24 protein-coding genes are annotated in these 25,153 nt (G+C 70.9%); 10 read left to right on the top strand and 14 right to left on the bottom strand.

The window, feature by feature from the left end; translation table 11 throughout:
• Window positions 1-5: 5 nt before the first annotated feature.
• Together WMF26_RS22420 and WMF26_RS22415 are read right to left on the bottom strand one after the other, a co-directional pair.
• Complete coding sequence (locus WMF26_RS22420) at window positions 6-323, bottom strand: hypothetical protein (protein ID WP_044988583.1); 318 nt, start codon at window positions 321-323, stop codon at window positions 6-8.
• A 202-nt stretch (window positions 324-525) separates the two neighbouring features.
• Window positions 526-1,038 (bottom strand): DUF507 family protein, encoded by a 513-nt coding sequence (locus WMF26_RS22415; protein ID WP_061623739.1) that lies wholly within the window; start codon window positions 1,036-1,038, stop codon window positions 526-528.
• Window positions 1,039-1,271: 233 nt separating this feature from the next.
• Between WMF26_RS22415 and WMF26_RS22410 the strand changes: the two genes are divergently transcribed.
• Complete coding sequence (locus tag WMF26_RS22410) at window positions 1,272-2,012, top strand: Crp/Fnr family transcriptional regulator (protein WP_236644713.1); 741 nt, start codon at window positions 1,272-1,274, stop codon at window positions 2,010-2,012.
• Window positions 2,013-2,394: 382 nt separating this feature from the next.
• On the opposite strand, the gene WMF26_RS22405 is transcribed toward WMF26_RS22410, so the two are convergent.
• The 6 genes from WMF26_RS22405 to WMF26_RS22380 all read right to left on the bottom strand — a co-directional run bounded on the left by WMF26_RS22405 (window position 2,395) and on the right by WMF26_RS22380 (window position 7,675).
• Window positions 2,395-3,486, bottom strand: coding sequence for a TIGR04552 family protein (locus WMF26_RS22405; RefSeq protein ID WP_020736451.1), 1,092 nt, complete (start codon window positions 3,484-3,486; stop codon window positions 2,395-2,397).
• A gap of 93 nt (window positions 3,487-3,579) precedes the next feature.
• A complete protein-coding gene (locus tag WMF26_RS22400) occupies window positions 3,580-3,759 on the bottom strand; it encodes a hypothetical protein (protein ID WP_020736450.1) in 180 nt (59 codons plus the stop codon).
• A 614-nt stretch (window positions 3,760-4,373) separates the two neighbouring features.
• Window positions 4,374-4,817, bottom strand: a complete 444-nt coding sequence (locus WMF26_RS22395; protein WP_061623741.1) for a hypothetical protein — start codon at window positions 4,815-4,817, stop codon at window positions 4,374-4,376.
• Window positions 4,814-5,305 (bottom strand): c-type cytochrome, encoded by a 492-nt coding sequence (locus WMF26_RS22390; RefSeq protein ID WP_437339057.1) that lies wholly within the window; start codon window positions 5,303-5,305, stop codon window positions 4,814-4,816. Before WMF26_RS22390 ends, WMF26_RS22395 begins: the two co-directional genes overlap by 4 nt.
• A 206-nt stretch (window positions 5,306-5,511) precedes the next feature.
• Window positions 5,512-6,138: an OmpA family protein gene (locus WMF26_RS22385; RefSeq protein WP_061623743.1), complete on the bottom strand. Its 627-nt coding sequence runs from the start codon at window positions 6,136-6,138 to the stop codon at window positions 5,512-5,514.
• Window positions 6,139-6,595: 457 nt separating this feature from the next.
• Window positions 6,596-7,675 (bottom strand): hypothetical protein, encoded by a 1,080-nt coding sequence (locus tag WMF26_RS22380; protein WP_438001976.1) that lies wholly within the window; start codon window positions 7,673-7,675, stop codon window positions 6,596-6,598.
• A gap of 233 nt (window positions 7,676-7,908) precedes the next feature.
• Between WMF26_RS22380 and dnaE the strand changes: the two genes are divergently transcribed.
• Window positions 7,909-11,547: a DNA polymerase III subunit alpha gene (gene dnaE / locus WMF26_RS22375; protein ID WP_438001975.1), complete on the top strand. Its 3,639-nt coding sequence runs from the start codon at window positions 7,909-7,911 to the stop codon at window positions 11,545-11,547.
• Here dnaE and WMF26_RS22370 read toward each other — a convergent pair.
• On the bottom strand, window positions 11,540-12,541 hold the full coding sequence (locus WMF26_RS22370; protein ID WP_438001974.1) for an AAA family ATPase: 1,002 nt from the start codon (window positions 12,539-12,541) through the stop codon (window positions 11,540-11,542). The genes dnaE and WMF26_RS22370 overlap by 8 nt on opposite strands.
• 125 nt (window positions 12,542-12,666) lie before the next feature.
• On the opposite strand from WMF26_RS22370, the gene WMF26_RS22365 reads away from it, so the two are divergent.
• Window positions 12,667-13,953: a DUF4388 domain-containing protein gene (locus tag WMF26_RS22365; RefSeq protein ID WP_438001973.1), complete on the top strand. Its 1,287-nt coding sequence runs from the start codon at window positions 12,667-12,669 to the stop codon at window positions 13,951-13,953.
• A gap of 11 nt (window positions 13,954-13,964) precedes the next feature.
• On the opposite strand, the gene WMF26_RS22360 is transcribed toward WMF26_RS22365, so the two are convergent.
• The 4 genes from WMF26_RS22360 to WMF26_RS22345 all read right to left on the bottom strand — a co-directional run bounded on the left by WMF26_RS22360 (window position 13,965) and on the right by WMF26_RS22345 (window position 16,974).
• A complete protein-coding gene (locus tag WMF26_RS22360; protein ID WP_020736442.1) occupies window positions 13,965-14,576 on the bottom strand; it encodes a D-glycero-alpha-D-manno-heptose-1,7-bisphosphate 7-phosphatase in 612 nt (203 codons plus the stop codon).
• A gap of 7 nt (window positions 14,577-14,583) precedes the next feature.
• Window positions 14,584-15,204 carry a D-sedoheptulose-7-phosphate isomerase gene (locus WMF26_RS22355; RefSeq protein ID WP_061621903.1) on the bottom strand — a complete coding sequence of 207 codons (621 nt, stop codon included), beginning with the start codon at window positions 15,202-15,204 and terminating at the stop codon, window positions 14,584-14,586.
• Window positions 15,205-15,265: 61 nt separating this feature from the next.
• Window positions 15,266-16,261 carry a GHMP family kinase ATP-binding protein gene (locus WMF26_RS22350; protein ID WP_061621902.1) on the bottom strand — a complete coding sequence of 332 codons (996 nt, stop codon included), beginning with the start codon at window positions 16,259-16,261 and terminating at the stop codon, window positions 15,266-15,268.
• Window positions 16,258-16,974 (bottom strand): nucleotidyltransferase family protein, encoded by a 717-nt coding sequence (locus WMF26_RS22345; protein WP_438002435.1) that lies wholly within the window; start codon window positions 16,972-16,974, stop codon window positions 16,258-16,260. The genes WMF26_RS22350 and WMF26_RS22345 overlap by 4 nt, the downstream gene beginning before the upstream one ends.
• Before the next feature lie 152 nt (window positions 16,975-17,126).
• Between WMF26_RS22345 and WMF26_RS22340 the strand changes: the two genes are divergently transcribed.
• The 6 genes from WMF26_RS22340 to WMF26_RS22315 all read left to right on the top strand — a co-directional run bounded on the left by WMF26_RS22340 (window position 17,127) and on the right by WMF26_RS22315 (window position 22,025).
• Window positions 17,127-17,399 carry a hypothetical protein gene (locus WMF26_RS22340; RefSeq protein ID WP_437339050.1) on the top strand — a complete coding sequence of 91 codons (273 nt, stop codon included), beginning with the start codon at window positions 17,127-17,129 and terminating at the stop codon, window positions 17,397-17,399.
• A 302-nt stretch (window positions 17,400-17,701) separates the two neighbouring features.
• A complete protein-coding gene (locus WMF26_RS22335) occupies window positions 17,702-18,352 on the top strand; it encodes a hypothetical protein (RefSeq protein WP_437948184.1) in 651 nt (216 codons plus the stop codon).
• A gap of 239 nt (window positions 18,353-18,591) precedes the next feature.
• Window positions 18,592-19,221, top strand: a complete 630-nt coding sequence (locus tag WMF26_RS22330; RefSeq protein ID WP_020736437.1) for an ATP-binding protein — start codon at window positions 18,592-18,594, stop codon at window positions 19,219-19,221.
• Window positions 19,218-19,784, top strand: coding sequence for a SpoIIE family protein phosphatase (locus WMF26_RS22325; protein ID WP_020736436.1), 567 nt, complete (start codon window positions 19,218-19,220; stop codon window positions 19,782-19,784). Before WMF26_RS22330 ends, WMF26_RS22325 begins: the two co-directional genes overlap by 4 nt.
• A 7-nt stretch (window positions 19,785-19,791) precedes the next feature.
• Window positions 19,792-20,355 carry an STAS domain-containing protein gene (locus WMF26_RS22320; RefSeq protein WP_437321358.1) on the top strand — a complete coding sequence of 188 codons (564 nt, stop codon included), beginning with the start codon at window positions 19,792-19,794 and terminating at the stop codon, window positions 20,353-20,355.
• A 164-nt stretch (window positions 20,356-20,519) separates the two neighbouring features.
• The gene (locus tag WMF26_RS22315) at window positions 20,520-22,025 is read left to right on the top strand and encodes an HAD-IG family 5'-nucleotidase (protein ID WP_437563852.1); all 1,506 of its coding nucleotides are present in this window, start codon (window positions 20,520-20,522) and stop codon (window positions 22,023-22,025) included.
• Window positions 22,026-22,087: 62 nt separating this feature from the next.
• Here WMF26_RS22315 and dusB read toward each other — a convergent pair whose 3' ends face one another.
• The gene (gene dusB / locus WMF26_RS22310; RefSeq protein ID WP_438001972.1) at window positions 22,088-23,074 is read right to left on the bottom strand and encodes a tRNA dihydrouridine synthase DusB; all 987 of its coding nucleotides are present in this window, start codon (window positions 23,072-23,074) and stop codon (window positions 22,088-22,090) included.
• A 398-nt stretch (window positions 23,075-23,472) separates the two neighbouring features.
• On the opposite strand from dusB, the gene WMF26_RS22305 reads away from it, so the two are divergent.
• The gene (locus tag WMF26_RS22305; protein WP_437339043.1) at window positions 23,473-25,071 is read left to right on the top strand and encodes a serine/threonine-protein kinase; all 1,599 of its coding nucleotides are present in this window, start codon (window positions 23,473-23,475) and stop codon (window positions 25,069-25,071) included.
• Window positions 25,072-25,153 lie beyond the last annotated feature (82 nt).

Here is a 25,153-nt window from a genome sequence, read left to right as displayed (position 1 = left end):
GGCGCCTACTTCTTCTTGAAAAGGTTGTCGAGCTTGGAGCGCGAATCCGCGATGCGCTTCGAGTTATCTTCCGGTACGCCGTTCTTGAACGTGAAGAAAGTACAATAGTTCGCCCTTTCCCGGTCCGGGATGTACTCGGCAATGTGCTCTTTGCACTGGTTGTGCGCGGCCGGGTCCCAGTTCTCGCAGTTCTTGCAGCAGTGGAGGTCGACACCGCAGTGGGGGCAGGTGTCCGCGCGCTGGAGCTTCACCTCGAAGATGAGCTCGTTCTTGCATTTATGACAGAAGTGCCGCTTCGCCTCGACCTTGGGAATCCAGCTCATGATGTCCTCCGGTACCACGACGGAGACCGCTCTGGCAGGCGGAACGTTCCACGAGGGGAATGGTCGTAGATAGTGTGCCATTCTCCCACATGGTGCCCCCGTGCCGAGGCGCGGTGCGGTTCGGGTGAGGTCTCGCTGAACGGGCGGACGTCACGGGCGGCCCGCTCGCTTTGCGACGAGCTCGCCCGCATGGCACCGCCGGCTACAGCAGGCCCTTGCGGCGCTGGATCTCGCCCATGACCCGCTGGTACTCGATCTCCCAGGTGCGGGAGCCTTCCTGGACGTGGCGGAGCTTGCCGCGGACCTCGTTCTCGAGGGCCTCGTCCATTTCCAGGTATTTCCGGAGGATCGGCCTTACCCGGCGCCGCAGGTCGTGGTCCTCGACGAACACCTCCTCGACGTTGTTCGAGTGCATCAGCATCTCGAGCAGCTGGTCGAGGAGATAATCCATCGTTTCGTCGCCGATCTTGATCCCCTTCTGCTCCGCGGCCAGGCGCTTGACCCGGTTGAACTCGCCCTGGGGCAGCCCGCGAGCCTGGAGGATCTCTTTCGCCCGCTCGGTCGCTTCCCGGTCGGCTTGCAGGTAGCTCGTGAACACCGACTCGATGTCGAGCCCGACCTCCTTTTTCGACGTGCACTCGATATCGCGATTGTCCACGAGCGCGCGGACGATTTCTTCTGTGAGAGGAGTAATTTTGCCGCTAAAGAGGCGCATCCAACGTCCGTAGCTGGAGGAGCGGTCGAACTGGCTCCCCCGTGCAGGGGTTCATTCACGGGGCGTGCCCGGCTCAAACCGAAAGGTACGGGCCGCGTCTCCGAGATGTCAACGCAAGTGGGAGGTCCCGGCACAAGTCGGAGCCCCCCGGCCGGCGGGGCCCTCCCGGAAACAGCAGGACCGCGACACCGCAAACCGCAGGAGCAGCCGCGATGATGATGGGTAAGGATGCGATGGCACGGAGCGTCAGGGTTCAGCCTGGCGCGCTCGGGAACGACGGTGGACTCGACCTAGACTCGCGCAAACGACGGGTCGTCCGGCGCGGGGCGATCGGCAATGCGGCATCCCCGGCCACGCAGGCGGCGCTGGCCGACGGGGGCACGATCCAACGCGTCGCGAAAGGGCGTCACCTCGTGACGCAGGGCGACGCGGCGACCGCCCTCGCGATGCTCAGCCTCGGCCGGGTCCGCCTGGTGCGGGGGATGAGCGACGGGCGCAGCCTGTCGCTCGGTTACAGGGGGGCCGGCGACGTGCTCGGCGAGGCCGCGCTCGGCGGCGTCACGGCCCACCGGGAGAGCGCGATCGCCACCGAGGACGTCGAGGCGCTCATCGTCCCGCTGGCGACGGTGCGCAACCTGATGGCGAGCGACGCCAACTTCGCCGCCGCGATCGTGACCACGCTGGTCGAGCGCCACACGGACACCGAGGAGCGCCTGGCCTCGATGCTCTTCCGCAACGTGGAGGCCCGCCTCTGTGAGTTCCTGCTCAAGGCCGCGACGCGCTGGGGCATCCCCGATCCGCGCGGGGTGCTCATCTCCGCGCCGTTCACCCATCAGGAGATGGCGAGCATGATCGGCTCCACGCGCGAGACCGTCACGCTCACGCTCGGCGATCTCCGCCGCAAGGGGGTGATCGAGATCGATCGCCGCCGGATCGTGGTGCTCGATCGCGACGCGCTGAAGAGCCGCATCTGAGCTCGCTCGTCCGGCGGCGTCGCTGAGGAGACCGCGGTCTCTTCCGAGCGCCGCCCGTCGCCGCCCAGGCTGCTCGCTCGGCGGCCTCCGCTCCGACAGCCCGACTGCTCCCGGCCTCGCAGCGGCGTCCGCCTCCCTGCTCCAAGCGCTGCTTCCTCCAAGCGACCCCGGGTCCAGAGATCCTGCGGACCTCTCTGCCTGCTCCCCGCTGGGCTGCTCCATCCCACGCCGCGTACCACGGCCACGCACGCGTGGAGGGGCCGCGCGCTCGGCGCCTCGCGCGAACGGCGCGCCGCCGCGCACAGCTCACCGCGCACGGCGCACAGCGCGGCGATGACCCCATCGCTCCGGAGCGCGATCCACGCTGCGGCGCGCGCCGTCCCTAGCGATCGCGCTTGGGGCCGCCGCTCACCGGGTCGCGGGTGGAGCGAACGCCGAGCTTGAGCCTGCGCATGACCGCCTGCTTCTGCCGCTCCTTGTACCTGGCGTGGCTCGCCTCGCCGACCTCGTTCGCCGCCTCGGTCTCGCGGTCGATCAGCTGGAACTCGCAGAGGACGAAGATGATCGGCCCGAGCGCCCACGCCGCGGGCGGCGCCATGTCGAGGATCTCCGCGGGGAGGCGCACCGGCAGATCGACGACGAAGTGGATCACGCGGTAGCTCCGATCGCTGAAGCTGTTGTCGCCCGCCGTCAGGCCGTCGTCGACGTCCGTCTGCAGCGCCTCGAGCATCGGCTGGAGGAACGGCCGCGTCTCGCAGTAGCTCCGGAACCGCAGGATCGTGTTCGTGCTCTCGCCGGGCACGACGTAGTTGAACGGGAACAGGCGCTCCGAGAGGTAGAGGAGGACGGGCAGCAGGTCGTCCACCGTGCGGCAGACGATGCGGAAGCGGAGCTTGTCGTAGATGGCCGCCGCGGTCGTGTCCGTCTTCGACAGGAGCTTCGTGTAGAGCGAGTCCTTGTTCTTCCGCCCGCCGATGAACTCGGTGATGGGGAAGCCCGCCGCGAGCATGCCGCCGATCACCCGGTACACCTTCTCCTCGACGAGGTGGAAGACGTCCTGGTCCGACATCGGGATCGAGAAGAGCAGCTCGCGCCCGGCCAGGTGATGGATGATGTGCATCGCCTTGAGGATCGTGCAGGCGCAGAGCTGGCGATGGCCCTTGCCGGAGGCGAGCATCAGGATCTCCTCGACCGACGCGCGCGCGACAGGGCTCGGGATCGGGAACTCGAAGTGGCGACGCAGGTACGCGATCGCCTCGTTCTTGACGCTCTCGAGGTGGGCGCGATCCCCAGGCTCGTCGGGGCGGAACTCCTGCGCGAGCAGGAGATCGCGCGCGTCCTGCTCGCTCTGGAGGTTGAGCCGTCGCCAGTCGATGACCGATTCGCCGCGCAGGATGAGGTGCACGGACTCCAGGTCCATGAGCGAGAACTCTTCGAGCCGCTTGAGCCGGCCGACGGAGGCGTCGTGCGTCATGACCTCACGCCCCCCGAGCGTAGGCGCCGGCGCTGTCGAGCGCTCGGGAAAGCGTCGCGGCGGCGTGCAGCGGGCGGCAGCTGGGCGAGAAAATCAGGAGACAGGGGCGTTCGGCGGGGCAGGGCGAGAGCTCGGAGTACGGCCGAGCGACAGGGTCCCGAGGAAGATGCCGATCGTCAACGCCACGACCGCGGCGTGGCCGAGGTACGCTCCACTGCAACCAATGGCGGCGAACGGGGCAAGCGCAGCCAGATACCACGGGGTGATCCTCATCGGTTCTCCTTACTCCGCCTCCAGCGACACTGTACAGGTCGCATGGTCGCTCCCTCCGGGGGGGCACCACGATGCTTCACGGTTGTCCCGGTCAGAGCGTGTAAGTTGTTGTAGGATAAGGTGCCACGCCCTGCTGCTGCGGGCCAAGAAGTAGCGGTTCCGGGGTGAACGCATCAAGGGAATTCGTTCTCATATTCCATTCCCATCCGAACCGCGGCCCCTGCTTATACGAAACACTGAACAAAAACAACGGTTTGTCGCCGAAGTTGAAACTCTTGCATCACGGGCCGCGCGCGGCTCGCCGGACGCGAGGTGGTGCCTCAAGGACACGCTTCCAACTCACGGCACTGCCTCGCTTGTCGGTTTCCGGGAGTCAACGGTCTCGTGCGCCGACCGACCGCGAGGAGGGAAGGGCGCGTATCGGCGCGTATCGCCGGTCCGGGACGCCGGTCACCCATCTCGGCGAGGCCGTCGCGCAGGCCTGCGCGACGGCGCATCCGGGGCGCTGCGATGCGCCGTCCCGACGAGCGGAAGCGGAGGCGAGCGATCCGGCGACGCATCGCGTGCGTCCGGGAAGGAATCCTTCGAGATCGCGCGGCAATCGCGCGCGCCGTTCAGCGCACGAACAGCGTGATCCGGGAGGAGTCTCCCAGCGTGACGGTCCGGCTCATGACGTCGTGCCCGCGCTTCCGGTCGACCGCGATCTCGACATGGTAGAGGCCGTCCGGGAGCGACACCTTGGTGAGGACCGTCCTCGGCGCCGTCCCCTCGGCGAAGTGCCACGAGCTGTCGATGACCGGCGCGGCCTCGGTCGCGCGCTGGCCCGAGGAAGGATCCGTCCAGGTCACGTCGAGGCGCACGACCGTCGCCGCGTCGTCCAGCTTCAGCTCGACCTCGCGCTCCTCGGGCATGTTTTTGAAGAGGACGCTCCCCGCGAGCAGCGCGCCCGCGACGAGGATCACCGGCGCGAGCCGTCGGGCCCAGGGGGGGCGACCATCCGGCGCGGCCGGCCGTTCTTCCGGCGCCTGGTCGAGCTCCTCCTGCTGGGTCGAGCTCATCGGGGCTCAGCGCGCTGCGCCGGTGCGGCGCCTGCAGGTGCGGACCCGCTTGCTTTGCTGGTGCGGATTCGCTTCACGAGGCCATCGATCACCTGCTGCGGCAGATCGAAGGCGGGCATCTTGTTCCTGCCCTTCCGGATCACCTCGGCGAGCTGGGCGTCGGTCACCCGCTCCTGCCAGGCGGCGTCGGTGAGATCCGGGGCGCGGACCATCGGACCCTGCGGGCCGTCGCCGCGACCGGCCCTGCCGTGACAGCTGGAGCAGTTCCGCTGCCAGGCGAGCTCGATCAGCCCCGGGTCGGTCTCGTTCGAGGCGACCGGCCGCGCGGCGACCTTACCGCCCTGCCCCTCGTTGGGGCTCGGCGGATCGTGATCGGCCGGCGTCCACTCGCGAACGTCGCCGGGCCCGGGGTCGCAGCCGAAGAGGCCAAGCGAGAGGACGGCCGTGAAGAGGAGGCGGCCCAGGGGGCTGTCGTGGCGTCGCCGCATGGGGTGGAGGAGTACGGATAGTGAAGATGATGGGGGAGGCAAGCGAAGAAGGACAACAAGACGACGTCCGCCGCCGGCGCGCGCGGAGTGGCGCGGCGCGGCGGCGGGCGAGGCTGCGTCGGCGCACGGTCAGGCCGCCGGGCGCGCCGCGGACGCGCCGCGAGGATCGCGGCGCGTCCGGAGGGGCGCGGCCAGGCGGAGCGCCGTCACTTGCAGGAGTCGCCGGCGACCTTGCCGCCGCCGTCCACGGGCTGCTTGTCGACCGCCTTGCCGTCGATGGCCGCGATGAAGAACCCGGTGCGGCGGTTCTGGGCCTTGCCGTCGGGCGTGTTGTTGTCGGCGATCGGCTTGCTCTCGCCGAAGCCGACGGCGATGAAGCGCTTGCAGTCGTGGCCCTTCGCGACGAGCCAGCGAGCGACCGACATCGCGCGCTTCTCGGACAGCACCTGGTTCGCGGCGTCCTCGCCGTCGGAGTCGGTGTGGCCCTCGACGCGGAGCAGGGTTACGTCCTTCCGCTGCTTCAGGAAGTCGTCGACGATGTTGAGGACCTCGTCGCTCTCCGGCAGGAGCTTGTCGCTGTTCGTCTCGAAGACCACCGGGCCGGGCAGCTCGACCTGGTTGCCCTTCAGCTTGAAGGTGAGCTTGAAGCGCGGGCGAGGCTTCTTCTCCTCCTTCGGCTCCTCCTGCTTCGGCTCCGGCGGGGGCGGGGGCGGCGGCGCGGCCGCCGGCTCCTTGCCGGTGTTGAACGAGGCGCTGGCCGTGCAACCCGCCGTCGCGGCGGCAGCGCCAACCATCATCACGGCGCACAGAACGGAAGCGACGTATCTACGCATGGACGTTGTTCTCCTCTGAGGGCACGAGCCAGAGCTCGCGTCGGCAACCCGCCGGGCTGACGCCCTGGGACGGCAGCTCGCCATGAATCTTCACTGCCATCGGGTATTTGCGTGGTGGACGCTCGAAGCGATGCCGCCTTCTAGCGAAAAGTTCGGACAAACGAAACCAGGAAGAGGGCGCCTCACGGACCCCCACGAGCGGGCGGACCGAGAGAGCACGCCGCCAAGGCCTCCCTCGCTGGAGCGCGTACCCTGGACGGGCGGGGTCGATTCCTGAGACGCTCGCGGGGCGCGCGACGGCTCAACGGAGAGCACGATCTTCGCGCGGAGCGCGGGCGGGCTGAGCAGGTCGCAGGCTGTGGGGAGCTCTGGCGAGGGGGCACCCGGGAAGTGCCCGCGGAGCCCTCGACGAGGGCTCCGCCGGGATCGCCGCTGCTGGATGGGAGTCGCGCGGCGCTCAGCCCTCGTCCGGGGGCGCTTCCCCGCACGGCACGCCGCTCGTCTCGGCAGGGGGCGCGATCTCGCCCAGCTGCACCTGTCGCGCCGTGAACCCGATGCCGATGGAGATGGCGTTGCAGTCCTGGCCCGGGTCCTGGCTGCCGTCCTTCAGGATGTCCGAGGCGCGACGGACCTGGTCGAGGGTCGTCTCCAGCCCCGCGCCCTCGCAGAACGTCGGCTGGATGGCGCCGATGACGCTGCCCAGCTCCTCGACGAGGACGGCCGTCTCGAGCACGCCCGCGATGGTGCCGTTGACGACCGACTTGCGATCGGGATCGAGGTCCATCGCGATCCTCACGTTGCGGATCGTGAGGCCGATGGTGGTCCCCGAGATCGTCAGGTTCAGCTTGAAGGTGACCTGCGACTCCGGGCCAGAAACCCACGTGTTGTCGACGACGTAGCTGGCCGGGAACACGACCTTGGCGCTCTCGATGTCCTGCGCGTCCTCGAGCAGCTCCGGGACGACGGGCCACTTGTCGCTGCCGTTCCAGACGGGCGCCGAGCCCAGGGTGGCGCCGCCATAGAGCTTCGCGGTGAGCGGGTTGTAGGACGACTGCGCGCCGAGCCCGTCGACCTTCAGGATCACCGTGAAATCGCCGTTGGCGATGGCGTCGCTGACCTTGGTCGACGGCTCGGGCAGGAGAGTCGCAATGAGGGGGACGAGCTTGTTTCCGAAGGAGTTGTCGATGCCGTCGGCGCCGTCCGGATAGATGTCCGAAGGGGCGGCGCCGTCGACCGGCTTGCACAGGTCCTCCGAGATGGTGCTGGACACCTTGCCGTCGATGTTGAAGCCGTACTGCTTCCAGCTTCCGGGCACCTTGTCCCCGTTGCGATCCGTGTCGCCGAGGAAGAGGCGGTCGATCGCGAACGCGACCCCCGCGCCGTCACCGGCCTGCTCCGGCCCCGGCCCGGGCGGCTGGCCGAGGTCGACGTCTTGTTCAGCGGGCGGCGGCGCGGCCTCTTCGGAACCACAGCCGGCGACGGACAGGAGCGCCGTCGCCAAATAAACCGCGACGGCGATACGGGAATGGCGCATCATCGACCTCACTTTCTGGAAACCCCACCCCAAATCAGGCAAGTGCTCTCAAACGGGCGCACATGCTAGCGCCGGCTCGCGCGCCTCATCAAGGACGATCCCCGCTGCGCAATGCGCTATATGTGAGCTCGCAGGCACGTGACGGTCGGTTGTCCAAACGCCTTCCGATTTCGTTCTCCCTGATTACCGGTCTTTCCCGATTCGCACGACGATGAGAAGCCACCTGGAAGCCCGCTGTGACCGCTGAGTTCATCCACCTCCACGTGCATTCGCAGTACTCGCTCCTCGACGGCGCGCTGCGCGTCAAGGACCTCGCCGCGCGCGCCAAGTCGCTCGGTATGCGCGCGGTCGCCCTGACGGACCATGGGAACATGTTCGGGGCGATTCAGCACTACAAGGCCTGCAAGGACCAGGGCATCGGCGCGATCATCGGCTGCGAGGTGAACGTGGCGCGCAGCTGGGGCGCGTCCGCGGGGCAGGTGTCGCGCTCGGGCGTGGACGAGACGCCCGTCGATCACCTGGTGCTGCTCGCGACGTCCGAGGAGGGCTACAAGAACCTCGTCCGCATCGTCTCGCTGGGGCACGTCGAGCCCGCGAGCGGGCTCGCGCCGAGCGTGCGGCTCGACATGGTGGCGCAGCACAGCGCGGGGCTCATCGGCCTGACCGGCTGCATGGGCGGCGTGGTCGCCCAGCGCATCCTGGAGCAGGGCGAGGACGAGGGGCGCGAGGCGCTCAGCCGGCTCCGGGACTGCTTCGAGCCGGGGAGCCTCTACGTCGAGCTCCAGGACCACGGGCTCGTCGAGCAGTCGGTGCTCAACGGCATCCTCGCGCGCGCGGCGGGCGATCTGGGGCTGCCGCTCGTCGCGACGAACGACGCGCACTTCGGCGCGCGCGAGGACGGCGAGGGGCAGCTCTACCTGTCGTGCATCGCGGCGAACCGCACGTTCGCCGAGGCCAGCGAGGCGCACCACGGCAGCTTCGAGATGTTCCTCAAGCCCGCCGACGAGATGGCGCACCTCTTCCGCGACCACCCGCAGGCGGTCCGCTCGACGCTCGAGATCGCCGAGCGGTGCGCGGGGCTCAAGCTCAAGCTCGGCAAGCCGATGCTCCCGCGGTTCCCGCTGCCGAGCGGGTTCGACGACCCGGGGAGCTACTTCCGGCACGTGGCGCACGAGGGGCTCACGAAGCGCCTCGCCCAGATCGCCCGGACGGGCCGGAAGGTGGACGAGGCGGTCTACCGGGCGCGCCTCGACGTCGAGCTGAACGTCATCGTCCAGATGGACTTCCCGGGCTACTTCCTCATCGTCTGGGACTTCATCAAGTACGCGAAGGACCACGGCATCCCGGTCGGGCCGGGCCGCGGCTCGGGCGCCGGTTCGCTCGTGGCCTACGCGATGGAGATCACCGATCTCGATCCGCTCCCGTACAACCTGCTGTTCGAGCGCTTCCTGAACCCGGAGCGCATCAGCATGCCCGACTTCGACGTCGACTTCTGCATGGACCGGCGCGACGAGGTCATCTCGTACGTCACCAAGAAGTACAGCAAGGAGGCCGACAAACCCTCCGTCGGGCAGATCGCGACGTTCCATGAGCTCAAGGCGCGGAGCGTCATCAAGGACGTCGCCCGGGCGATGGCGTTCCCCGCCAACGAGGCGCAGAAGATCGCGAGCCTCATCCCGCAGAAGGGGCCGGGGATCACGTACACGATCCCCGAGGCGCTCGACATCGAGCCGAAGCTCAAGGCGCTCAAGGAGAGCGACCCCACGGTCGCGGAGCTCCTGAAGCAGGCGCAGAAGCTCGAGGGGCTGACGCGGCACGCCGGCATGCACGCCGCCGGCGTCGTGATCAGCGAGGGGCCGCTCTGGGATCACGTCCCGTGCTTCAAGAACGGCGAGCAGGTCGTCACGCAGTACTACAAGGACGACGTCGAGCTGGCCGGGCTCGTGAAGTTCGACTTCCTCGGGCTGAAGACGCTCACCGTCATCGACATCGCGGTGCGGCTCGTGAACGCGCGCCCGGACCGCGCGGGCAAGGAGGGCGCGCGGTTCGACGTGAACACGGTGCCGATCGACGACCCCGCCACCTACGCGCTCCTCCAGTCGGGCGAGACCACCGGGGTGTTCCAGCTCGAGTCGAGCGGCATGCAGCAGCTCTTCAAGGACCTGAAGCCCGACGCCTTCGAGGACATCGTCGCCGCCGTGGCGCTCTACCGGCCCGGGCCGCTCGGCACCGGCATGGTGAAGGACTTCGTCGACTGCAAGCACGGACGCAAGCCGATCGAGAAGATGCACCCCCTCGTCGACGAGCTCCTCCAGCCGACGTACGGCGTCATCGTCTACCAGGAGCAGGTCATGCAGATCGCGCAGCGGCTCGCGGGCTACACGCTCGGCGGCGCCGACCTGCTCCGGCGCGCCATGGGCAAGAAGAAGCCCGAGGAGATGGCGAAGCAGAAGGCGACGTTCGTCGACGGCTCGCTCAAGAACGGGGTGAAGGCGGAGGACGCCGAGCGCATCTTCGGGCTCCTCGAGTACTTCGCGGGCTACGGCTTCAACAAGAGCCACTCGGCCGCGTACGCGCTGCTCACCTACCAGACGGCCTACCTCAAGGCGCACTACCCGGTCGAGTTCCTGTGCGCCCTGATGACGGCCGACCGCGACAAGATCGAGAAGGTCGTGCGGATCATCGCGGAGGGGCGCGCGTGGGGGGTCGAGATCCTGCCGCCCGAGATCAACGAGTCCAAGACGGACTTCACCGTCGTCTACAGCGCGACGCCGGTGACGAACGGCAAGCGCGTGACCGGCACCCGGCGCGGCGGCTCGCGGGCGAGGGATCCGTACGACCCGAAGATCCGCTTCGGCATGGGGGCGATCCGCGGCGTCGGCGAGTCGGCGCTCGAGGCGGTCCTCGAGGCGCGGGAGGCGGGGGGCGCGTTCGGGGATCTCTTCGACTTCGCCGAGCGCGTCGATCCGCGGCGGGTCAACAAGGGGGTGTTCGAGGCGCTCGTGCAGTGCGGCGCCTTCGACGCGAGCCTCCGGGCGCGGGGCATCTCGCGGTCGCGGGCGTTCGCGGCCATCGACAGGGCGCTCGATCGCTCGCGCTCCGCGAGCAAGGAGCGGAACAGCGCGCAGATCGGCCTGTTCGCGGCCGTCGCGTCCAAGAACGAGGTGCGGCTCGACGACTACCCGATGGTCGAGGACTGGGATCTGCGGGAGACGCTCTCGCGGGAGAAGCAGTCGCTCGGGTTCTACGTCTCGGGGCACCCGCTCGATCGGTACGGCGTGGATCTGAACCGCTTCGACGTGACCGCGGTGAGCGCGCTGGCCGGCCTGGACGCCTGGGCCAGGGTGCGCGTCGGCGGGATGGTCGAGGGCTACCGCGAGCGCATCTTCAAGGGCGGCGGCGGCAAGATCGCGTTCTTCGTGCTCGAGGACACGTCCGGCCGGGTCGAGGTCAAGGTGCGCGAGAAGCAGATCGAGGCCTACGGCGAGCTCCTGAACCGGGGAGAGCCGGTCTTGATCTCGGGCAAGGTCAGCTTCCCCATGGTGGACGAGGGCGCCGAGGAGGCCGAGTCCGCGCCGCGCGAGCCGACCCTCCTGCTCGACGAGGTGCAGCCGCTCTCCGACGCGATCCTGGCGCAGACGCGGAGCGTGGCGATCACGCTGAAGTCGCGCAGCGCCAGGCGCGAGCACATCGATCGGCTCGGCGCGCTCCTGCGGGCGAGCCCGGGGGTGTGCCCGGTGCAGCTCGTGATCCAGCTCGACGACGGGGCGGAGGCGGTGCTGGCGCTGGGGCGCGATCTCCGCGTCGAGCCGAACGACGCGATGCTGGGGCGGCTCGAGAAGCTGTTCGGCGAGAAGGTGGCCGAGCTCAGGTAGGCGGCTCGGCCGCGCCCGCGCTCTCGGCGGCCCGCGCCAGGGCGCCGAGCTTCGCCTCGGCGTCGGCGCGGTCGCCCTGGTGCTTGAGCAGGACGCCGAGCGTGTCGCGGGCGAGCTCCGGGGTGATCGCGCGCTTGCCGAGCAGGAGCAGCGCGCGCGCCCAGTCGATCGTCTCGCTGATGGCGGGGGATTTCCGCAGATCCATGGCCCTCAGGCCGGCGACGAACGCGACGATCTGCGCGGCGAGGCGGGGCTCGATCCCCGGGAGGGCGACCCTCAGGATGGCGATCTCGCGCGACGGCGGCGGGTAGTCCAGGAACGCGTGCAGGCAACGGCGGCGCAGCGCTTCGGTCATCTCGCGCGTCGCGTTCGTGGTGAGCAGGACGAGCGGCGGGTGCGCGGCGCGCATCGTGCCGAGCTCGGGGATCGTGACCTGCATGTCGGCGAGCACCTCCAGCAGGAACGCCTCGAACTCCGGGTCGGCGCGATCGACCTCGTCGATGAGGAGGACGACAGGAGCGGCGCTGCGCAGCGCCGCGAGGAGCGGGCGCGCGATCAAGAAATGCTCGCTGAAGAACGACGCCTCGCTCCCCGCGATCGCGCGCGCGGCGGCGGCGAGGCTCGCGGCGCCGGCGATCTCCTTCGCGACCGCGTCGCGCAGGAGCTGCGTGTAGAGCATCTGCTTCGCGTAGTCCCACTCGTACAGCGCCTTCGCCTCGTCGAGGCCCTCGTAGCACTGGAGCCGGATGAGCCCGCGACCGAGCGCCTCGGCCGCGGCGCGGGCGAGCTCGGTCTTGCCGACGCCGGCCGGCCCTTCGAGCAGGAGCGGCCGCTCCATGCGGAGGGCGAGCCACAGCGCGAGCGAGGTCGCCGGATCGGCGATGTAGCGGGCCGCCGCGAGGCGCGCCTCGAGCTCGTCCGCGGTGGCGGGGGTGTTATCGCGGGCGCTCCGATCGCCGGGCGCGCCGCCGTCGTGATCCGGGGGGGGCGTCACGGCGGGACGGTAGCACGCCGCGCGCGGTCGCCCGGGCGGCGGCGCGGGCGCGGCGCGCGCGAGGCCGGCCGTGGCCGCCGGCCGGCCGTGGCCGCCCTCTCCGCGCTGGGTTAGAGATCGCGGCGATGACCGAAGAGCACCGCTCGCTCGTGCGCATCGACGCGACTGGCACGGCGCACCCCGTCGACCTGGACGCCAGCAAGCGCCTGCGCGCGCGGCAGGGGGTGTTCCAGCTGCTGCCCGCGCCCGGCCACCTCGTCGTGATGCGCCACGTGGGGAAGGAGGCGCCGGCCGACGCGCCGGCGGCCCCGCCGCTCCGGCTCGCCGGGCAGATCGTGGGGCCGGGCGCGCTCTGCGACGTCGTCTCGCTCATCGGGCAGGCGGGGTGGTCCGGCGAGCTCGCCGTGATCGACGGCGCGGAGAGCCGGTCGCTGTTCTTCGAGCCGGGCCACGCCATCGCCGCGCGCTCGAGCGCCCCGGGCGAGCGCATCGGCGAGGTGCTCTACCGCTACGGCGCGCTCTCGCGGCCGCAGGTCGAGGCGACGCTCGCCGCCGCGGCGCCGGACGTGCGCTTCGGCGAGACCGCGGTGAAGCTCGGCTTCGTGCCGCGCGAGCGGCTCTACCAGCTGCTCAGCGCGCAGGCGGAGGAGATCGCCTACCGGATGCTCCTCGCGGGCGAGGGGATGTTCTACTTCCTCGCGGGCTTCGAGGAGGAGCAGATCCCGACGCGCCACGACCTCCCGGTCCACGCGCTGCTCCTCGAGGCGGTGCGCCGCATGGACGAGCTGCGCTATTTCCGGGAGCGGATCCCGTCGGATCAGCACGTGCCCGCGCGGGTGCCGGATCGCGGCCCGCCGCCGGAGGAGCTCCGCGCGGTGTACGACGCCGTCGACGGGCAGCGATCGGTGGCGGAGGTGGCGCGCGCGCTCGGGCAGGGGGAGTTCGAGACCACGCGGGCGCTCTTCCAGCTGGCGCAGTCCGGGCGGGTCGTGGTGCGCGCGCCGGGGCCGACGGGCGCCGCCGCCGGCATCGCGCTCTTCAACGAGGCGATCGCGTCGATCCTCTCCGCCATCGACGGGGCCCAGCGGGGCGACGAGGTGCGCTGGCAGCTCGCCGCGTTCGCCGCGGGCGCCGGCATCTACGATGCCCTCTTCCGCGGGGCGGGGCCCGCGCCGGACGGGACGTTCGAGCCGGCGAGGCTGCTCGACAACGCCACGCTCATCGCCGGCGCCGAGCAGGCCGAGGCGATGCTCTCGCAGTGGCTGCGCGAGTACGTCTCGTTCGCCATGTTCGTCGCGGAGCCGTGCCTGCGCCTGTCGCCCGAGGGCATCCCGCTCTCGCGGCGCAGCGACAACCAGCCGCCGCTGTCGAAGCGCGTCGCCGCGCTCGTGGGCCCGCTCGCGCCCAGGTAGCCGTCGCCGAGCTAGCCGCGCGGCTCGGCGAGGATCTCCGCGGCCAGGAGATCGAGCCGCGGCGCCGCGCGATCGGGGCAGGGGAGGTCGGCCTCGCCCCGCAGCGGGCACAGCTCGCAGCGGCGTCGATCCAGGAGCAGGCCCGCCCGCATGCCCGCGGCGCGCGCGGCCGCCACGTCGCTCGGCGCGTCGCCGATCATCCAGCTCGCGGCGACGTCGAGATCGAGATCGCGCGCGAGCCCCGTGAGCATCCCCGGCTTCGGCTTCCTGCAGTCGCACGGGCCGATCAGCGCCGGATCGCCGCCGGGCCCGCCCTCGGGGTGGTGCGGGCACGCCGCGAGCGCCGCGATCTCGACGCCGGCCGCGCGCAGCCCGTCGACGAGCGCGCGGTTCGTGCGCTCGATCGCCCACCAGGGGACCTGGCCCTTCGCCGCCCCCGGCTGGTTGGTCGCGATCGCCAGCAAGAACCCCGCGTCCGCGAGCCGCCGCAGGCCCTCGAGCGCGCCCGGCAGGAGCCGGATCTGATCCGGGTGGAACGCCGTCACGACCACGCCGAGCTCGGGATCGCGCACCACGTCGATGAGGGTGCCGTCGCGGTCGAGGACGATCCCGCGCCTCGCCACGCGGCGCTCAGCTCTCGGCCACGAGCTGCAGGAGCCGCTCGCAGATCAGGTGGTGGTAGACCTCGTGGAAGCCCTCGACGTGCGGCGTCGACGTGTAGCCGGCGCGCGTCCTCGGCACGATCACGCTGGCGTCGGCCATCTGGCGCAGCGCGCCGCCGTCGTAGCCGACGAGCGCGACCACCTTGGCCCCCGCCTTCCTCGCGAAGTCCGCGGCGGCCACCAGGTTCTGCGACCACGGGCCGGCCCGATCGGCGCCCGAGCCGCCGTGCACGCTCAGGCACACGAGCACGTCGCCGGCGACGATGCGGCCGTCGAGCTGCTCGAGGAAGATCCGGTTGAAGCCGACGTCGTTGGTCAGGGCGCTGAGGAGGGCCGCGTTGTCGCAGAGCGAGGTGCACTTGAAGCGGCGCTTGCCTTCGACCCACGTGAACTTGGCGATGTCGCAGGCGAGGTGGCTCGCGTTGGCCGCCGAGCCGCCGTTGCCGCACGTGTAGATGGTGCGATCGTTCCGGTACGCCTCGAAGAGGATCTCGATGACCCGCGCCATGTCGTCCGGGCTCGTCGCGAGGGCGATCTCGGCCGTCTCGCGAAGGTACTTTTCCACGAAGTCGTGCGTGCTCTGCGGCATGGTCGATCTATAGCCAGAATCCCCGCGAGATGCCCAGCGAGCGGCGCGCCGGCGCGCAAGCTCACGATCGGTGCAGGTTCGCGACGATGCGCGCGCCGTCGAGATCGAAGCGGAAGCGCAGCACGCGCAGGCCCTTCGCGGCGAGCGCCTCCAGCACCCGGCGCTTCTCCGCCGGGCGGACGTAGAACATGAAGAACCCGCCGCCCCCGGCCCCCATCAGCTTGCCGCCGAGCGCCCCGGCGCCCCGGGCGATCTCGTAGATCTCGTCGAGGACCTCGTCGGTCATCTTGGAGGCGAGCTTACGCTTCTGGGTCCAGTGGGCGTGCAGGAGCTCGCCGTAATCGTCGAGCCTGCCGGAGACGAGGATCCGGTGCACGTCGCGGCCGATCTCCTTGATGCGGTGCATCCGCTCGACCACCGCGGGCTCGAGATCGTGCAGCCGCCGCCCCTGCTCGGAGAGCACGACCCTGGCCGGTCGCTCGATGCCGCTCCACACGATGAGCAGGTTGCTCTCGAGCTCGTCCAGCACCTCGTCGCGGACCGGCACGGGCTCGACGTGCACCGAGCCGTCCGGCGAGAACGTGAACGCGGTGACGTTACCGTAGGCGGCGATGTACTGATCCTGCTTGCCGATCGGCTCCCCGAGGCGCTCGATCTCGATGGCGCACGCCTCCCGCGCGAGCTGCTCGGACGACACGAAGTCGCGCTTGTAGGCGTGCAGGGCGTTGAGGAGCGCGACCGTGAACGAGCTCGACGAGCCGAGCCCCGAGTTCGCGGGGAGATCCGCGACGCTCGTGAGCTCGATCGAGTGCTCGATTCCCATCATCCGGAGCGCCTCCCGGAAAATGGGGTGCTCGATCCGGTCGACCGAGGGGACGATCTCGGTCTTCGAGTAGGCGAGGCGGATGTCGCGGTGGAAGCGCTTGTTGGCCGTGACGTAGATGTACTTGTCGATGGCGGCCGACACGAGGTAGCCGCCGAAGCGGTCGGAGTAGGCGGGCAGATCGGTCCCGCCGCCGCCGAGGGAGAAGCGGACCGGGGCGCGGGAGACGATCATCCCCGCTCCTCCGCCGCGGCCGGGGCCCCGAGCGCGGCCTCGAGATCGCGGAGGCCCCGCTCGGAGCCGATCTCGTAGAAGCGCGCCGCGACCGGGAGCGCCCGCAGGCGGCCGCGCGCCGCGAGGTCCCGCTGCACCGCATCGAAGCCGAGCGGCGTGTCCGCCGGCAGCGCCTCGACGACCTCGCGGCGGAGCGCGGTCGCGCCGTAATCGATGTGATCGAGGGCAGGGTCGGGCGGGGCGCCCGCGCGGCGCTTCTCGTAACGCGCCACGAGGTCGCCCGAGACGGCCGTGTTCGAGGCGTCCAGCCGACCCTCGTTCCGGTACACGGCCATCGTGCCGAGCGCGCCCGGGTGCGCGTGGAGGTCCCGGAGCGGGGCCAGGTAATCGAAGGGGAGATAGGAGTCGCCGTAGGTCATGAGGAACACAGGGGCCAGCTGGGGCAGCGCGCGCCGCAGCGCGCCGGCCGTGCCCAGGAGCTCGGGGCCGTCGTCGGCATAACGGAGGGGCAGCCCCGCGAACCGCTCGCCCATCGCCGCACGTACGGCCTCGCCCAGGTGACCCACGCAGAGGACCACCTCGCCGAAGCCCGCGGCGGCGAGCCGATCGAGGAGCCACGCCCCGAACGGCCTGCCGGCCACCGGCAAGAGGAACTTCGGCGTGCGCTCCGTCCGCGGGCGCATCCGGGTGCCGAGCCCGCCGGCGAGGATCACGGCTTGGGGGGAAAGGGCGTCGGGGCGCACCAGCGGGACGTACCACAGCCGACGGCCACCTTCGGCGCGCCTCGGGCGCTCCCGCCGGCGGCCCGAAGAAATCGTCGCCACAAACTGTACGACCGTTCAGCTACTGAACTAGGGTCGGCGCCATGACCGACAAGGACCTCGTTCCGCATCTTCTCCGGACGCTGCTCTCCCTCCAGAGCGAGGGCAAGACGGTGACCCTCGAAACATTGACCACGGCCCTCGCGGTGCGCCGGACGGACGTCCGCCGGGCGATCACCGCCCTCCACCGCGAGGGCTACCTCGATGCCCTGCGGATGCGGCTGACGTTCCGCGGGCTCGCGCTCGGCGCGGCCTTCGCGGCGGCGCCGCTCCGCCCCCTGCGCCGCCCGTCGCTCCGTGCGGTCAAGGCGGCTTGATCGACCGCCCCCGCGCCCCGCCGCGCCGGGGTCGCCGTGAGCAGCGAGTCGACCTCTGCCCACCGGCCTGGCCCGCGCCCGCGCCGGCGGAGGGTCGACATGGATTGTCGATGAGTTTCGGATCTTGCCGCATTTCATTTGGTAGAGCGGCAAATTCACACTGGACAGGCGCCCGAGCCACCGATCGAGCGCCGGGACGGGGGCGGCGGCCGGCGCGAGATCGTCCGGGTTTCTCCGGTCTCTGCGCGTCACTCCGCGCGGAAGACGTTGACATTCCGGGGGATTCGTGAGACGGCGGCTGCGTGATATCCGATGTCGAGATCGAGAATGAGATTCGTGCTTTGGTGGCCGCGTTCCTGGAGGGCATGAGAGCGCTGGCCCGTAAGGACGTTCTCCAGAACGCAGCGCGGTACCTGGAAGTCGACATCAAGGCCGCAGGGATATCCGGGCCGGTCGCGACTCCCATGAAGCCGGCCCCCAAGGCCGAGCGCGCTCCGGCGCCGCGCCGCCCGGCCGCGCCGGTCCGCAGCGCGCCGTCGCGCAAGGCCCCCGCCCCCGCCCCGAAGCGCGCTGCGCCGCGCAAGAAGGCGGCCACGCCGCGGGCCACCGCGGGCGCCGCGCGTTCGGCGGCCGCCCCGGCCAAGGCGGCCAAGGCGCGCGGCGCGAGCGCCGCCTCCGCCCCGACGGCGCCCGCCGTCGGGGCGGGCGCGAAAGACGCCGAGCAGACCCGCCCGGCGAGCCCGGAGAACGCGCCGTCCGGGATCCCCGGGGACGAGATCGCCGAGGCGCTGCTCGCCCATGTGGAAATCGAGCCGGGTCAGGGCATCGACGATCTTGCGCTGGCGATGGGCACCCCTGCAGCCGAGCTCCAGGAGCCGATCAAGAAGCTTCTCGAGGAAAACAAGATCACCGAGGAGCTGAACCAGGGTCAGACGTCGTACTACCCGGCCTGAGCGACATCGGCGCCCCGGCGATCCGGGCATGAGCGTTGCCTGAGCGGGCCGCCGGCGCAGGCCGGCGCCGCCGTGGCCTCACGCAACGCGCCGCCGGCGACGCGCCGGGCGAGCCCTGCGGCGACGGCCGGCCCGAGGCCGCGCTCTCGTGTGTTGGCTGACGTACCCGGCGAGGCCGTCGCCGCGCACTCGACGCGGACGCGGGGCCCCGGTAACCTGCCCTTCCAGGCTCTTCCCGGATGACTCCCGCGCACGAACAGATTCTCAACGTCCTGCTCGGCTATCTCTCGGCGATGAACGCAGAGGGAGTCCTGCTCCGGGCCATGCGGGAGGCGGAGATCCAGCCCGAGAGGTTCTCGCTCGACGACCTCCCGGACATCATTCCGAGCATCGAGCGCCGGGCTCGCCTTTATGTCGATCCGGCGCGGCTCGGTCGGCTCAAGTCGGAAATTTCGGCGATCGGCGGCGATCGGCCTTCGCGGCGCTCGAAGGTCATGGCCATCAACGTGGAGGCGGACATCAGCGAGGCGCGCCTGAGCGCGAAGGCCGTTTGCGACGCGGCCGGCGCAAAGAGCTTCACCTCGCACAAGGTCGCGACCATCGTCAGCGAGCTCGCCCGGAACATCGTCCATTATACTCCAGGCGGGACGATCGAGATCGCCGTGCAGCGCGACAGCCCGGTCCGCTTCCTCATCGTCGCGGTGGACGAGGGCGCCGGCATCCAGAACCTGCAGGAGATCCTCGCCGGTCGCTACAAGAGCAAGACCGGCATGGGCCGCGGCCTCATCGGGGTCAAGCGGCTGGCCGATCGCTTCCAGATCGACTCGGGGCCGAAGGGGACGCGGGTGGAGATCGAGGTCCACCTGTGAAGCTGGCCGTGGAGTACGCCGTTCTTCCGAAGGATGGAGAGCGCGTCAGCGGCGACGCCGCCTACGTGCGGGCCGTCGAGGATGGGGTCGTCTTCGCGGTCATCGACGCGCTGGGTCACGGCGAGCACGCGGCGGCCGCGGCGGACGTCGCGCTCAAGGCGCTCGCCGACGCGCCGAGCGGCGACGACGTCCGCGCCCTCATCGACCGCCTCCACGTCCGGCTCCGCGGGACCCGGGGCGCCGCCGGCATGGTCTGCCGCTTCCGGGAGGGGCGGCTCCAGGGCTGCGGCGTCGGGAACGTCGAGCTGATGTCCCACGGCACGCGCGTGCAGTGGCTCCAGAGCCCGGGCATCCTCGGCGCGTCGCTCGGCAAGGCCCGGATCTTCGACGCGCAGCTCGCGCCGGGCGACCGACTCGTCCTCTTCTCCGACGGGATCTCGCCCCGCTTCGACCTCTCGCTGTTTCGTGGGATGAAGGCCGCGGAGGCCTGCCGCGTCCTCATGAGCCGACACCGGCGCTCGCACGACGACTCAACGGTCTTGATCGCCGACATCGAACCTTAGGATGACCATGGAGCTCAAGCGCCTTCCGATCATCAACCTGTGGGACCGGATCCTGGTGCCCATCCAGGGGGACGTGACCGACGACCTCGCGGAGCAGCTGAACACCGAGGTGCTGCGGGCCATCCACGAGAGCGGCGCGAAGGGGCTGGTCATCGATCTCACGGCCGTATGGATCATGGATAGCCACCTGTGCGCCGTGCTGTCGAACCTGGCGTCGGCCGCGCGGCTCATGGGCACGCCCACGATCCTGTCCGGGCTGAGCCCCGAGATCGCGATGACGCTGCAGGCCATGGGGGTCGAGCTCGAGGCGGTGAAGACGGCGCTGACGCTCGAGCAGGCGCTCACCATGCTCGGGCTCGAGGTGCGCCGCGCCGAGGCGCGCGACGAGGACGACGAGGACGACGACGACGACCTCTTCGACGACGAGGACGACGAGGACGACGACGACGGATGGGAGGCGGACGATCGCGGCGACTCGAGGCGCGCGCCCCAGGCCGCGCGCTCGCCGCGTCCCGCCGCGAGCGCCGACCGGCGCCAAGGCGGCGGCAAGAGCCGGCTCAGACGCCGCTGAGCCCGCGCGAGCGCGGCCCGCAACGACATCGCGCCATCCACGCGCCATCCACGGCTCGACGCGCCGGACGCGCCCTCCTGACGGTCGGGTGACGGCGATGGTCCGGGTGGGCAACGCCGCGGGTCCCTGGTATGCCTCACGACCGCTCTCCGGGCGATCTCACCATGGACAAGCTGGATTGCCTCTCCGCTCCGCCGCCCAAGCAGCGGGGGATCTTCTGCAACCGGACGCTGAACCTCCGTTCGATCAAGGCGATCGGGTACGACATGGATTACACGCTGATCCACTACCGCGTGGAGGCGTGGGAGCGTCGGGCCTATGAGCACCTCCGGCACCTCCTGGAGAGCGAGGGCTGGCCGGTCGGAGACCTGACGTTCGAGCCGGACCTCGTGATCCGGGGGCTCATCCTGGACACCGAGCTCGGCAACCTGCTCAAGGTGAATCGGTTCGGGTACGTGAAGCGGGCGTACCACGGCACGAAGCCGATCGACTTCGAGACCCAGCGCGCGACGTACGCGCGGACCATCGTCGACCTCGCGGACGGGCGCTACGTCTTCCTGAACACGCTCTTCTCGCTCTCGGAAGGGTGCATGTACGCGAAGCTCGTCGATCTGCTCGATCAGCGCCGGCTGCCCGAGGTGCTCGGCTACAGCGACCTCTACCGCCGCGTGAAGGATCGCCTCGACGCGACGCACATGGAGGGGCAGCTCAAGGCCGAGATCATCGCGGATCCGGACCGGTTCGTGCTGCTCGATCCGGAGACCCCGCTCACGCTGCTCGACCAGAAGGAGGCGGGCAAGAAGCTCGTCCTGATCACGAACTCCGAGTGGGTCTACACGCGCGCGATGATGAGCTACGCCTTCGATCGCTTCCTGCCGGACGGCATGACGTGGCGCGACCTGTTCGACGTGGTCATCGTGTCCGCGCGGAAGCCGGAGTTCTTCTCGAGCCGCAGCCCGCTGTTCGAGGTGGTCACGGAGGACGGCCTCCTGCGCCCGGCCGGCCGGCTGCGCGAGGGCGGGCACTACCTCGGCGGCAACGCGGGGCTCGTCGAGCACCACCTCAGGCTGTCCGGCGACGAGATCCTCTATATCGGCGATCACATCTATGGGGACGTGCACGTGTCGAAGAGCGTCCTCCGGTGGCGCACCGCGCTCATCATCCGGGAGCTCGAGGAGGAGATCGTCGCGATCGAGGAGGCGCGGGGGGCCGAGGCGCGGCTCGATCTCTGGATGCGGGAGAAGGAGGGCGCGGAGCGCCTCTACGCGAGGCTGCGCCTCGAGCTCCAGCGGATGCGCGCCGGCTACGGGCCGGTCGTCGGGGCGACGGAGGCCGAGGTCCAGGCGAAGATGAACGAGCTCAAGGTCAGCCTCGCGGCGCTCGACGCGCGGATCGCCCCGCTCGCGAAGGCGTCGGCCGAGACGATGAACCCGCGGTGGGGGCTGCTCCTCCGCACCGGGAACGACAAGAGCCACCTGGCCCGGCAGATCGAGCGCTCGGCGGACATCTACACGTCGCGCGTCTCCAACTTTCTCCTGGCGACGCCCCACGTGCTGCTCCGCTCGCACCGCGGGAGCCTGCCGCACGACCCCATGGGCGCGCCGCCGGGCGCCGACCGGCAGAACGGCGAGCCCGCCCCGGTCGACGACGCGACGCCCGTGGGGATGTAGGCGGCCCCAGCGCGGCTCGGGCGCGCTGCGCTGCGCGCGCGGCCGGCCGAGCCCGGGCGGGCTCAGGCCGCGAGCCGCTGCGCGGCGCTGTCGAGGATGTCGAGGCACCCCGCCAGGCTGTCGCAGAAGAGCAGCTCGCGCCGCAGGGCGGACGCGCCGGGGAGGCCGCGGAGGTAGCCGGTCAGGTGGCGCCGCGTCACGCGCACGCCGTGCGGCTCGCCGCGCGCCTCGGTGTTCGCGATGAGGTGCGCGCGGCACAGGGCGAGGCGCTCCTCGGTCGTCGGCGGCGCGAGCCGCGCGCCGTGGTCGAGCAGCGCCCGGGCCTCGCGGAAGACCCAGGGGTGGTCGATCGCGGCGCGGCCGACCATCACGCCGGCGCACCCCGTCTCCTGCAAGGCGCGGGCGGCGTCGTCGGCGGTCTTGATGTCGCCGTTCACCACGACGGGGATGGACACCACCTCGCGCGCGCGGGCGGCCCAGCTCCAGTCGGCCGCGCCGCTGTGCCCCATCTGGGCCGTGCGGCAGTGGATCGTGAGCGCGGCGACGCCGGCGTCCTCGAGGCGGCGCGCCAGGTCGACGATCGGCATGTGGGACTCGGGCCCCCAGCCGATGCGCGTCTTCACGGTGACCGGGAGCGAGACCGTGCGCACCACGAGGCGGGCCATCGCCACCATCGCCTCCGGATCGCGCAGCCAGCCCGCGCCCGCGCCGCGGCCGGCGATCTTCGGCACCCAGCAGCCGCAGTTGATGTCGAGGAACGCCGGCCCCGCCTGCTCGGCGACCCGCGCGGCCTCGGCGAGGCGCTCTGGGTTGGCGCCGTAGATCTGGATAGCCGTCGGCTGATCGCTGGCGGACAGGGCGAGCTTGCGCCGCGCGGTCTTGCACCCGCGCAGGAGCCCCTCGACGTTGACGAACTCCGTCACGCACAGCTCGGCGCCGAGCTCGCGGCAGATGCGGCGGAAGACGGCGTCCGTCACGTCCTCCATGGGCGCGAGGACGACGGGGCGGCCTTGGAACAGCCGGCGAAAGCTTTCGGGCGAGAGCGGCACGGTGGCGAGCTTTCAAGCACGGATCCGGCCGGTTGACCAGGGCGACGCCGCGGCCCCGGGCCCGCGGCGCCAGGCGCCGGGCGCCGGGCGCCGCGCGCCGGGTCCGCCGGGCCGGAGCCGCGGAGGCGCGGCAGGCATTCGCCACCTCGGATCTCGCGACGTGTATGCCGGCAGCGCACGAACACGGCAGGTCCGGCGGCGAGCGGCCTTGTTGGTATGACATCCTGGGTGGGAGACTGCGCGCGGCGCAGACCGCCATCGTGGCCGGGGAAACCAGCCGCGCCGATGCCCGCAACGCTCGCTTGACGTGCGGCGCGGCTCTGGCGACCCTCGAGTGTGCCATGAAGCGCGCGCTGCTCAGAGACGCTCTCCGCGCTGAGCGCTCGGCGTCGTCGCGCATGCTCAGGGAGCGCGAGACCCGCGCCATCGGCGCGCGGCGCGGCACGCTGACCGCCCACGACACAGAGAGCGTCCGCCGCGCGGTCCGCCGCGCTTTCCGGGTCGCGCTCTGGATATGGCCCGCGTTCACGCTCGTCGACGTGTTCATGGCGACCGTGCTCTACCCCGCGGCGCCGATGTGGCGCTTCATCGTCATGCGCATGATCGAGCAGGCGATCGCCATCGCCGTGTACCGGCTCTCCGGTCGCCCGACGGTCTCGGGGCGGGTCGTGCTGCTCGGGTACGACGCGGCGTTCCTCGTCGCCGCGATCTTCATCTCGCTCATGGCGCTCGATTTCGGCGGCCTGACGAGCGCGTACATGCACGGCCTCTCCATCGTCGTGCTGCTGCGCACCGCGCTCGTGCCGGCGCCGTTCGGCAAGGCGCTGCTCGCCTCCGCGCCGATGTTCCTCGCGTTCCCGACCGTCATGGGCGTCGCCGCGGTCTTCTCCCCGGACATCCTCGCGGCGTGGCTCGACCCGACGACGCTGCTCACGGCCGCGAGCCATTACATCTTCGTCCCCTCCTCGGGGGTGATCGGGGCCCTGTCGAGCCACGTGGTCTGGGCCGCGCAGCAGCAGGTCTATCAGGCGCGCAAGCTGGGCAGGTATCGGCTCGAGGCGCCGATCGGCAAAGGGGGGATGAGCGAGGTCTGGCTCGCCTGGGACGAGACGCTCCAGCGCGGCGTCGCCCTCAAGCTCCTGCGGACCCGCGACGCGCCGGACCCGGCGGTGCTGAAGCGCTTCGAGCAGGAGGCGCACGCGGCCAGCAAGCTCAGCGACCCGCACACGATCCGGATCTTCGACTTCGGCGCGAGCGACGACGGCATCTACTACATCGCGATGGAGCACCTGCGCGGGGCCGATCTCGCCGCCATCGTGCGCCACTACGGCCCCATGCCCGTGGCGCGCGCCGTGCGCTTCGCCCTGCAGGCCTGCCGCTCGCTCATCGAGGCGCACGAGGCCGGGATCATCCACCGGGACATCAAGCCGCAGAACCTCTTCGTCACCCGCGTCGGCGACGATCACGATTTCCTCAAGCTGCTCGACTTCGGCGTCGCGCGGATGGTCGAGGGCGGCCGGGACGCCGAGCTGACGAACAGCGGGATGCTCTGCGGGACGCCCGCGTACATGGCGCCCGAGGTGTGCCGCGGCGACCGCGCCGACGCGCGCAGCGACGTCTACGCGCTCGGCGGCACGCTCTATTTCCTGCTCACCGGGGAGCTGCCGTTCGAGGGCTCGTCGTCGGGGCAGCTGTTCGTCGCGCACATGACCAAGGCCCCGCTCGCGCCGTCGGTGCGCCGCGGCCCGGTCGTCCCGCGCGCGGTCGATCGCCTCGTCCTGCGCTGCCTCGCCAAGGACCCGCGCCACCGCTTCCAGAGCGCGCGCGCGCTGTACGACGCGCTCCTCCCGCTGCTGGACGAGTCCGCCTGGAGCGCGGCGGACGCGGAGCGCTTCTGGGTGACCGATCGAGCGGAGAAGCTCGGCCAGCTCGAGGCGCCGCCCGAGCGCCTCGCCCCGGCGCGGGGCGGCTCTACGCAAACCGCCTCAGCGCGATAACACCGAGACGCCGCGCGCGCTCCTCGACGCGAAGTCGGCCGTCCACGAGATCGGCGCCGCACGGGAAAAGTGCGTCGAAACC

It is taken from the genome of Sorangium sp. So ce185 (assembly GCF_051526825.1).
GTDB lineage: Bacteria > Myxococcota_A > Polyangia > Polyangiales > Polyangiaceae > Sorangium > Sorangium cellulosum_D.
The sequence above is the reverse complement of the archived record's forward strand: the minus strand, read 5'-3'. Positions and strand labels throughout refer to the sequence as shown.

Bases quoted from the DNA above. Each gene is read 5' to 3' on its own strand.
- WMF26_RS22420 (WP_044988583.1), bottom strand. From the start codon at position 323: ATGAGCTGGATTCCCAAGGTCGAGGCGAAGCGGCACTTCTGTCATAAA.
- WMF26_RS22415 (WP_061623739.1), bottom strand. From the start codon at position 1,038: ATGCGCCTCTTTAGCGGCAAAATTACTCCTCTCACAGAAGAAATCGTC.
- WMF26_RS22410 (WP_236644713.1), top strand. From the start codon at position 1,272: ATGGCACGGAGCGTCAGGGTTCAGCCTGGCGCGCTCGGGAACGACGGT.
- WMF26_RS22405 (WP_020736451.1), bottom strand. From the start codon at position 3,486: ATGACGCACGACGCCTCCGTCGGCCGGCTCAAGCGGCTCGAAGAGTTC.
- WMF26_RS22400 (WP_020736450.1), bottom strand. From the start codon at position 3,759: ATGAGGATCACCCCGTGGTATCTGGCTGCGCTTGCCCCGTTCGCCGCC.
- WMF26_RS22395 (WP_061623741.1), bottom strand. From the start codon at position 4,817: ATGAGCTCGACCCAGCAGGAGGAGCTCGACCAGGCGCCGGAAGAACGG.
- WMF26_RS22390 (WP_437339057.1), bottom strand. From the start codon at position 5,305: ATGCGGCGACGCCACGACAGCCCCCTGGGCCGCCTCCTCTTCACGGCC.
- WMF26_RS22385 (WP_061623743.1), bottom strand. From the start codon at position 6,138: ATGCGTAGATACGTCGCTTCCGTTCTGTGCGCCGTGATGATGGTTGGC.
- WMF26_RS22380 (WP_438001976.1), bottom strand. From the start codon at position 7,675: ATGATGCGCCATTCCCGTATCGCCGTCGCGGTTTATTTGGCGACGGCG.
- WMF26_RS22365 (WP_438001973.1), top strand. From the start codon at position 12,667: ATGACCGAAGAGCACCGCTCGCTCGTGCGCATCGACGCGACTGGCACG.
- WMF26_RS22355 (WP_061621903.1), bottom strand. From the start codon at position 15,204: ATGCCGCAGAGCACGCACGACTTCGTGGAAAAGTACCTTCGCGAGACG.
- WMF26_RS22350 (WP_061621902.1), bottom strand. From the start codon at position 16,261: ATGATCGTCTCCCGCGCCCCGGTCCGCTTCTCCCTCGGCGGCGGCGGG.
- WMF26_RS22340 (WP_437339050.1), top strand. From the start codon at position 17,127: ATGACCGACAAGGACCTCGTTCCGCATCTTCTCCGGACGCTGCTCTCC.
- WMF26_RS22330 (WP_020736437.1), top strand. From the start codon at position 18,592: ATGACTCCCGCGCACGAACAGATTCTCAACGTCCTGCTCGGCTATCTC.
- WMF26_RS22320 (WP_437321358.1), top strand. From the start codon at position 19,792: ATGGAGCTCAAGCGCCTTCCGATCATCAACCTGTGGGACCGGATCCTG.
- WMF26_RS22315 (WP_437563852.1), top strand. From the start codon at position 20,520: ATGGACAAGCTGGATTGCCTCTCCGCTCCGCCGCCCAAGCAGCGGGGG.
- WMF26_RS22305 (WP_437339043.1), top strand. From the start codon at position 23,473: ATGCTCAGGGAGCGCGAGACCCGCGCCATCGGCGCGCGGCGCGGCACG.